General features: G+C 68.8%; 9 protein-coding genes and 1 tRNA gene. 8 read left to right on the top strand and 2 right to left on the bottom strand.

All coding sequences use genetic code 11. The features are described 5' to 3' along the window. The first annotated feature begins 241 nt into the window (after positions 1 to 241). From ACFR9S_RS08155 to ACFR9S_RS08180, 6 genes are all read left to right on the top strand, one after another. Positions 242 to 1,153, top strand: a complete 912-nt coding sequence (locus ACFR9S_RS08155; protein ID WP_379731200.1) for a serine/threonine-protein kinase RIO2 — start codon at positions 242 to 244, stop codon at positions 1,151 to 1,153. Between the two features lie 45 nt (positions 1,154 to 1,198). Next, a complete protein-coding gene (locus ACFR9S_RS08160) occupies positions 1,199 to 1,807 on the top strand; it encodes an SIMPL domain-containing protein (RefSeq protein WP_379818396.1) in 609 nt (202 codons plus the stop codon). Between the two features lie 59 nt (positions 1,808 to 1,866). Further along, positions 1,867 to 2,535, top strand: a complete 669-nt coding sequence (locus ACFR9S_RS08165) for an MBL fold metallo-hydrolase (protein ID WP_379731198.1) — start codon at positions 1,867 to 1,869, stop codon at positions 2,533 to 2,535. A gap of 51 nt (positions 2,536 to 2,586) precedes the next feature. Beyond that, a complete protein-coding gene (gene ligA / locus ACFR9S_RS08170) occupies positions 2,587 to 4,752 on the top strand; it encodes an NAD-dependent DNA ligase LigA (RefSeq protein WP_379818397.1) in 2,166 nt (721 codons plus the stop codon). 62 nt (positions 4,753 to 4,814) lie between these two features. After that, complete coding sequence (locus ACFR9S_RS08175; RefSeq protein ID WP_379731196.1) at positions 4,815 to 5,399, top strand: 2Fe-2S iron-sulfur cluster-binding protein; 585 nt, start codon at positions 4,815 to 4,817, stop codon at positions 5,397 to 5,399. 86 nt (positions 5,400 to 5,485) lie between these two features. Further along, positions 5,486 to 5,845 carry a CHY zinc finger protein gene (locus ACFR9S_RS08180; RefSeq protein WP_379731195.1) on the top strand — a complete coding sequence of 120 codons (360 nt, stop codon included), beginning with the start codon at positions 5,486 to 5,488 and terminating at the stop codon, positions 5,843 to 5,845. 12 nt (positions 5,846 to 5,857) lie between these two features. On the opposite strand, the gene ACFR9S_RS08185 is transcribed toward ACFR9S_RS08180, so the two are convergent. Then, positions 5,858 to 6,361, bottom strand: a complete 504-nt coding sequence (locus ACFR9S_RS08185) for a hypothetical protein (protein WP_379731194.1) — start codon at positions 6,359 to 6,361, stop codon at positions 5,858 to 5,860. 114 nt (positions 6,362 to 6,475) lie between these two features. Here ACFR9S_RS08185 and ACFR9S_RS08190 point away from each other — a divergent pair, with 114 nt between their 5' ends. Both ACFR9S_RS08190 and ACFR9S_RS08195 read left to right on the top strand, forming a co-directional pair. Beyond that, positions 6,476 to 6,925, top strand: coding sequence for a universal stress protein (locus ACFR9S_RS08190; RefSeq protein WP_379818398.1), 450 nt, complete (start codon positions 6,476 to 6,478; stop codon positions 6,923 to 6,925). A 2-nt stretch (positions 6,926 to 6,927) separates the two neighbouring features. Then, positions 6,928 to 7,398, top strand: coding sequence for a nucleotidyltransferase domain-containing protein (locus ACFR9S_RS08195; RefSeq protein WP_379731192.1), 471 nt, complete (start codon positions 6,928 to 6,930; stop codon positions 7,396 to 7,398). Between the two features lie 132 nt (positions 7,399 to 7,530). On the opposite strand, the gene ACFR9S_RS08200 is transcribed toward ACFR9S_RS08195, so the two are convergent. Further along, a tRNA-Cys gene (locus ACFR9S_RS08200) sits at positions 7,531 to 7,606 on the bottom strand. Between the last annotated feature and the right edge of the window lie 173 nt (positions 7,607 to 7,779).

Raw genomic sequence — 7,779 nt, forward strand, 5'->3', positions numbered from 1 at the left:
CGGGTGGGACTGAAAGGGGCGACGCGCTCGGCGAAGGACGACGACGTAAGCACCACAGCGGAGTGAGCGAAGCGAACGGACCGAGGAGCGCAGCGAGTCGCGCGAGCCGAGCGGGCAGGGGCTTTCACGGTGTTGCTGACCCCATCATTCCCAGAGCCAATCTCGGTCGTCGCCGCACGAAAGAGAACGAATCAGACGAACAACGCGGCACCCTTTTTCCCACGGATCACCGAATACGCGTATGGTCGGCAACGTCGCGAGCGTGATGGCCGAGCTCGAACCCGAGGACTTCTACCTCCTCTCCGGGCTCGAACAGGGGATGCGCTTCTCCGAGTGGGTCCAGCGCGAGAAGCTCCCCGAGTACGCCGACATGACCGCCGAGGAGGTCGACTACCGCATCGACCGCTGTGCCGACCGCGAACTCATCGAGCGCAAGACGATCCAGTACGAGGGGTACCGCCTCACGTTCGAGGGGTACGACTGCCTCGCGCTGCGGGCGTTCTCCGAGCGCGGCACGATCGAGGGGATGGGCGCCTCCCTCGGCGTCGGCAAGGAGAGCGACGTGTACGAGGTGCAGTCCTACGAGCCGATGGCGCTGAAGTTCCACCGCGAGGGGTACACCGAGTTCCGGAAAGTCGACAAGGAGCGGGAGTACACCGCCGACCGCAACCACGTCTCGTGGTTCTACACCGCCCGGAAGGCGGCCGAGCGGGAGCACGAGGTGCTCACCGAACTGTACCCGGACGTCTCGGTCCCCCGACCCGTCGACCAGAACCGCCACGCGATCCTGATGGAGAAGTTCGACGGCGTCGAACTGGAGCGAGCGTCGCTCCCCAGCGAGCAGGTCGTCGGCGTCTGCGATCTCGTGCTCCGGGAGATCCGCGACGCCTACGCGGCGGGGTACGTCCACGCCGACATGAGCCAGCACAACGTCGCCGTCGCCGAGAGCGGGATCACCGTGTTCGACTGGCCGCAGGCGGTCGCCACCGACCACGAGAACGCCGACGAACTGCTCGAACGCGACGTGGAGAACGTCGTCGGCTTCTTCCGGCAGAAGTACCCGCAGGAGATGCCCGACGCCGTGGACACGCGGGCGCTGGCAGCGGCGATCCGGGACGGCGAGTTCGGGAGCGTCGCGAAGTTCGAGGCGTAGGTTTCTCCCCCGAAAACGTATACCGCTCGGTTCGCCAACAGGAGTATGAGCAGTCCGACCGTCGAAGTCACCGGGAAGGCCGCCGTCGAAACCGAGCCGGAGTACGCGGTGTTCGTCGTCGAGACCGAGGCGGGCGGCGAGACGGTGTCGGGCGCACAGCGCCGTGTCGAGGACCGGCTCGCGGAGCTCGATCGGGAGCTCCCCGACTCCGTCGACGCCGCGAAGGACAGCGTCACCGGGCGCTCGGTCAACTCGGCCGACGAGCTGTTCGACCCCGACCGCGACGAGCCGTACGTCGCCAGCGCGACCGTCGAACTCCGGTGTGAGGGGGTCCCCGGCGACGACGTGGTGAACGCGGTCGCGGCCGCCGGGGGGACCGTGACCCGAACGGAGCCCCGCGTGACCGAGTCCCGACGCGAGGCGCTCCGCGAGGAACTGCTCGCCGCCGCGACGGAGAACGCCAGAGAGCAGGCCGAGATCGTCGCAGCCGCCGACGGGCACACGCTCGGCCCGGTCGTCAGCCTCGCGACGAAGGAGACGATGGGGTTCGACAGCATCGTCGAGGAGGCGCTCGCGACGGAGGTGAGCGCCGGCGTGCCGGCCGGGCAGATCGAGTTCACCGCCAGCGTCGACGCCACGTACGAGTTAGAGTAGTCGACCGGCGTCGGACCGACGCCGTCAGGTCTACCACCTATCGGCTCCAACGGCGACGCATGGAGATCACCGACCACGTCTACAGCCTGCCCGTGACGCTCGACCTCGGCGGCGCCGAACGGACGTTCACGCCGACGGCCGTCGAGACCGAAGAAGGGCTGATCCTGTTCGACACGACGCTGCCGGGGTACGCCGACGAACTCGACGCCGCGCTCGGGGAGCACGGGTTCGGGCTCGAAGACGTGCGCTTCGTCGTTCTCACCCACCACGACGGCGACCACGCGGGCGCGCTCGCGACCGTGCAGGACCGCACGGGCGCGCCGACGTTCGCCCACTGGGCCGAGGCGCCGTACGTCGACGGCCGGAAGTTCCCGGTCAAGTCCGACGACGAGCGCTACCCGCCGGCCCGCGTCGACGTGGAAGTCATCGACGGCGTCGGCTTCAGCACGCTCGCCGGCCCGATCGAACTGGTCGAGACGTTCGGCCACGCGCCCGGCCATAGCTCGTTCCACCTGCCCGAGGCCGATCTGCTGATCGCGGGCGACGCGCTGACCGCGGCCGACGGCGAACTCCACGGCCCGGCCGAGCAGCACACCCCGGAGATGGAGCGCGCGATGGAGTCGGTCGCGCTGCTCGGCGAACTCGAGTTCGACCACACGATCTGCTTCCACGGCGGTTACGCCGAGGCGGGCGACGAGCGAGTCCGGGAGATCGCGAACGGCGAGTAGCGCCCGCGCCGACGGGACCGTTTTTTCACTCCGCCCGCCCCAGCCCGAGGCATGACCGAGGACGCGCCCGCGGACAACCCCTACGTCCGCGAGCCCGACACCGAGTTCGCGCCGACGGGGAAGCTGTCGGCCGAGGACGCCCGCGAGCAGGCCGAACAGCTCCGCGAGGCGATCCGCTACCACGACTACCGCTACTACGTCGAGAACGATCCGGTCATCTCCGACCGGGCGTACGACGAACTGTTCGAACGGCTCGAAGAGCTGGAGGGGGCGTTCGACCTCGACACCGAGGGGTCGCCGACCGCCCGCGTCGGCGGCGAGCCGATGGACGAACTGGAGAGCGTCGATCTCGTGGTGCCGCTGCTGTCGATCGACTCCTCGGGCGAGGCCGACGACGTGCGGGCGTTCGACGACCGCGTCCGTCGCGAACTCGACGACGGCGCCGCGGTCGACTACGTCTGCGAACCCAAGTTCGACGGCCTCTCGATCGAGATCGTCTACGTCGAGGGGCGCTACGAGCGCGCGGCCACGCGGGGCGACGGCGAGACCGGCGACGACGTGACCGAGAACGTCCGGACGATCGCCTCCGTCCCGCAGCGACTCCGGGGGGACCCGCCCGGCGTGCTGGTCGTTCGCGGGGAGATCCACATGTCGCTGTCGGGGTTTCAGGCGCACAACCGCGAGCGCGTCGAGCAGGGGAAGGAGCCGTTCGCCAACCCCCGGAACGCCGCGGCGGGGAGCCTGCGACAGTTGGACCCCTCCGTGACCGCCGAGCGCCCGCTCGACTGCTTCTTCTACGACGTGCTCTGGGTCGAAGAGGAGCCGGCGCCGGTCGACGAGATCGGTCCCGAGGACGCCGATGCCGAGGAGGCCGCCTCCGTTGGCGGGCTGGCGCTCGACGGGCTCGACACCCACTGGGACGAACACCGGCAGCTCCCCGAGTGGGGGCTGCAGGTCAACGACCGCCACGAACTGGTCGAGGGCGTCGACCACGCGATCGCGTTCCGGAACGACCTGCAGGCGGACCGCGACGACCTCGACTACGAGATCGACGGCACCGTGCTGAAGGTGAACGACCGCGAGCAGTGCCGGCAGTTGGGGACCACCTCGCGACACTACCGCTGGGCGTACGCCTACAAGTTCCCCGCGCGGACCGAGGAGACCCGGATCGCCGACATCGTCGTGCAGGTCGGACGGACCGGCCGGCTCACGCCGGTCGCGCTGCTCGACCCCGTCGACGTGGGCGGCGTGACGGTGTCGCGGGCCAGCCTCCACAACCAGTCGGAGATCGCCGAGTTGGGCGTCGACGTGGGCGACATCGTGACGGTCCAGCGAGCGGGCGACGTGATCCCGTACGTCGCCGAGGTGGTCGAGGACAACTCCGAGGGGCACTTCGAACTGCCCGACGAGTGCCCGGTCTGTGGCAGCGACGTTGAGGCGGACGGCCCGCTACGGTTCTGTACGGGCGGGCTCTCCTGTCCGGCCCAGCTCAAGCGGTCGGTCGAACATTACGCCGGCGACAGCGGGCTGGACATCGAGGGGCTCGGCGAGGAGGCGGCCGATCAGCTGGTCGAGGCGGGGCTGATCGAGGACTCGATCGCCGACCTCTACGAGATCGACGCCGAGGAACTCGCCGACTTGGAGGGCTGGGGGGAGAAGAGCGCCGAGAAGCTGCGCGAGGAGATCGAGGGGTCGAAGTCGCCGTCGCTGGGGTCGTTCCTCTCGGCGCTGGGCATCCCCGAGGTGGGGCCGACGATGGCCGCGGATCTGGCGGCCGCGTTCGGGAGCGTCGACGCGCTGCTCGATGCCGACGAGGAGGAGATCCGCGAGGTCGAGGGGTTCGGTCCGACGGTCGCCGGCCACGTCGCGGAGTTCTTCGCGAACGAGCGCAACCGTCGGGTGATCGAACGGCTGCGCGAGGCGGGCGTCGAGCCAGAACCGCCCGAATCGACGACCGCGGGCGACGAACTCGACGGGCTGACGTTCGTGTTCACGGGCGCGCTCTCGGTCACACGGGACGAGGCGCAGTCGCTGGTCGAGGCCCACGGCGCGAACGCGACGAGTTCGGTGTCCAGTAACACCGACTACCTCGTTGCCGGCGACGACCCCGGGCGGACGAAACGCGAGGACGCCGAGACCGAGGAGGTGCCGATCGTCGACGAAGGGGAGTTCGAGGAGCTGCTCGCGGACCACGACATCGAGTATCCGCCGGAGTGAGCGGTGGCAGCCGACGCGCGGAATCACAACCACCTTAACCCGGGCAACCAATAAACCCGAGTATGGCTGTGAACACGACCGCGCTGGGGCTCGCCGTCGTCCTCAGCGGGGCGGTCGCGGTGTTCCACTACGTTCGCGGGACGGAGTGGGAGTCCGCCCCGGATATCTCCGAGGAAGTGCTCGAACGCCGGGCCGCGAGCGTGCCCGAGACGGATTTCCCGGAGCCGTACAACCGATCCATCGGCGGCGGGGGCGCGCCCGCGGCCGCGGTCGGCGGCGAGGCCGCCGAGGAGGGGGAGCTCGAAGGCGAGACCGACGAGGGCGGCTCCGGCCCGGGCGACATCCCCGAGGACGAGGTCGAGTACTTCGAGGTGGAGTTCACCAAGCAGGGCGAGACGGTCGAGCTTCCGAACAACCAACCCATCCTCGACGCCGGCGAGGAGGAAGGGTTCGACCTTCCCTACGCCTGCCGGCAGGGGCAGTGTGTCTCCTGTGCCGGGCAGATTCAGGACGGCCCGAGCGAGGACTTCGTCGAGCACGACAACCAGGAGATGCTCTCCGACGAGGAGCTGGAGAACGGTTACACGCTGACCTGCGTCGCCTACCCGCGTGACGACTTCACGCTGGAGACGGGCGAGGCACCCTGACGACGGATCCTTTTTCGAGTCCGATCCTCCCGGACGGCGTCGGACGCGCCGATGCGCCCTTGTGACAGGACGCCCGAAGGGCACCCATGGATGTCCACGGCCACACGGTCCGCGGGGTCGACGTCGGGCCGCAGACGCGGTGTCGTCACTACGACAGCGAGCTCGACGTGATCGCGATCCGGTTCCCGTGCTGCGAGACGTTCTACCCGTGCTACGAGTGTCACCTCGCGGCCGCCGACCACGAGCCGGAGCGCTGGGGCGACGAGGGGAGAGACGACGCGGACGCCGACGCCGTGCTGTGTGGCGTCTGCGGGACGGTGCTGACCGTCGCCGAGTACGTCGACTGCGACGACCGCTGCCCGGCGTGTGACGCGGAGTTCAACCCCGGCTGTCGGCGACACTACGACCGCTACTTCGCGGAGGAACTGTTCGAAACGGCGGAGTGAAAACGAGGCTGCTCAGTACCGCGAGGGGAGGTAGGCCATCCCGAACAGGAAGAGGACGGTGACCCCGGAGAGGATGCCGACCCCCCAGAGCCCGTTGGTGTGGTCATGGTACTGCTCGGTCGCGGTGTTGTACTCCCGAAGCGTCTGGAAGTCAGAGGAGATGACGACCTCCTCGCCCGACTCGAAGTGGGCGAAGAACGTCTCGCCGGAGAGCGTGACGTTGCCGTGCTGGCCGACCGAGGTGCTCTGGGTCGCCCCGCTCTCGTTCTGCCACTCGATCACCGCCTCGTACGTCACGCCGCCGCCACCACCGTGGCCGCCGCCGCTGGACTCGCTCGCCTCGACCGTGGCGACGGTGTACGTCCGGTCGCCGACGGTGAACTCATCACCTTCTTGGTAGACCGAATCCTCCGCCGCGTCGAGCGCCGGCGCCTCGGAGGTGAGGACCAGTCCGAGCGACAGCCCCCCCACGACCAGGAAGAGGGCGGCGACGACTGCCACAGCGCGTCGTTGCATGTCCCGATGGTGGTAGACCCGGCGTAAAAACGGTTCCTCTTTCGGAGGCGATCGACCGGTGGCGAGCGCCGGATGCCGAGGAGATTTGTAGCTGTCAGTGTAACGTCGGGACGAATGTACGACCGAATCCTGCTGTCGACCGACGGAACCGCCGCCTCCACGGACGCGGAATCCCACGCGATCGAACTCGCGGCCGCACACGACGCCGAACTCCACGTGCTGTACGTCGTCGACGAGACCGTCTACAACGCCTACAGCGGCGACGAGTACGTCGACGAGGCCGAAGGCCCCGAACACGCGCTCGAAGAACACGGCGAAGAGACGATCGCGGGCGTCCGGCAGCGCGCGAGCGAGGCGGGCGTCGACTGCGTCGAGGCGCTGCGACACGGTCGCCCCTCGAACACGATCGTCGACTACGCCGACGAGCACGACGTCGACCTGCTCGTGCTCGGGACGAAGCGCCGCCCGGACGAGTACCGCGCGCTGCTGGGCAGCGTCACCGACCGGGTGCTCCGGATGACGGCACAGCCCGCGCTGGTGGTGAAAACCGAGGTCGAAGCGTAGCTGTGCCGACGCTCGACGGGCAGTACCGAAACGCGATCGAGACGCTGGCACCCGCGGTCGACGACGTGCCGTGGGCCCTGACGGGAAGCGCCAGTTTCGCGCTGCAAGGTGTGCCGGTCGAGCCGGACGATATCGACGTACAGACGACCGCCGCCGGCGCGTACGCGATCGAGAGCGCGTTCGAGGACCGAGTCGTCGACCCCGTGTCGCTCTCGACCGGCGAGCGGATCAAGTCCCACTTCGGCGTGCTCGAACTGCACGGCCTCCGCGTCGAGATCATGGGCGCAGTCCAGAAGCGACGCCCCGACGGGACGTGGGAGTCGCCGGTGGACGTCGAGGCACACCGGACGTTCGTCGAACTCGACGGGCGATCGGTGCCGGTGCTCTCGCTGGCGTACGAGGCCGACGCCTACGAGCGGTTGGGGCGACACGAACGCGCGGAACTGCTCCCCGCGCACGCGGACGACCCGTAGTCGAGGGGTGATACCCGAACTCTCGGCGGCGGAGGGACGTGCGGCGCGGGGTCGTTGCGATATCGAGACGGCGGCGATCGCGACGGGAAGTCGGGACAGCTCGCGCTACTCGTCGATCGTCGTCAGTAAGTAAGCCAAGGGCCGGATTTGAACCGGCGATGGGCGGCTCTGCAGGCCGCTGCGTTAGGCCGAACTCTGCCACCTTGGCGCGGTTGGTGGTTGGACACTCAGTCGTTTAAGCGTACCGTATCGGGCGCTTTCGCTGTGTGTCGAGAGAGATCGAGCGGGGAGCGATCAACTCGCTTCCCGCTCGAAGGTACGAGAATACCGCAATGAGTAGAGAGACGGCGAGTGCACTTTCCCAGCGGGTCGCCCACGCCA

This window comes from Halolamina salina (assembly GCF_042678005.1).
Taxonomy (GTDB): domain Archaea; phylum Halobacteriota; class Halobacteria; order Halobacteriales; family Haloferacaceae; genus Halolamina; species Halolamina salina.

Coding starts and splice junctions, on each gene's coding strand:
- ACFR9S_RS08175 (WP_379731196.1), top strand. CDS start 4,815: ATGGCTGTGAACACGACCGCGCTGGGGCTCGCCGTCGTCCTCAGCGGG.
- ACFR9S_RS08185 (WP_379731194.1), bottom strand. CDS start 6,361: ATGCAACGACGCGCTGTGGCAGTCGTCGCCGCCCTCTTCCTGGTCGTG.
- ACFR9S_RS08155 (WP_379731200.1), top strand. CDS start 242: ATGGTCGGCAACGTCGCGAGCGTGATGGCCGAGCTCGAACCCGAGGAC.
- ACFR9S_RS08160 (WP_379818396.1), top strand. CDS start 1,199: ATGAGCAGTCCGACCGTCGAAGTCACCGGGAAGGCCGCCGTCGAAACC.
- ACFR9S_RS08165 (WP_379731198.1), top strand. CDS start 1,867: ATGGAGATCACCGACCACGTCTACAGCCTGCCCGTGACGCTCGACCTC.
- ACFR9S_RS08190 (WP_379818398.1), top strand. CDS start 6,476: ATGTACGACCGAATCCTGCTGTCGACCGACGGAACCGCCGCCTCCACG.
- ACFR9S_RS08180 (WP_379731195.1), top strand. CDS start 5,486: ATGGATGTCCACGGCCACACGGTCCGCGGGGTCGACGTCGGGCCGCAG.
- ligA (WP_379818397.1), top strand. CDS start 2,587: ATGACCGAGGACGCGCCCGCGGACAACCCCTACGTCCGCGAGCCCGAC.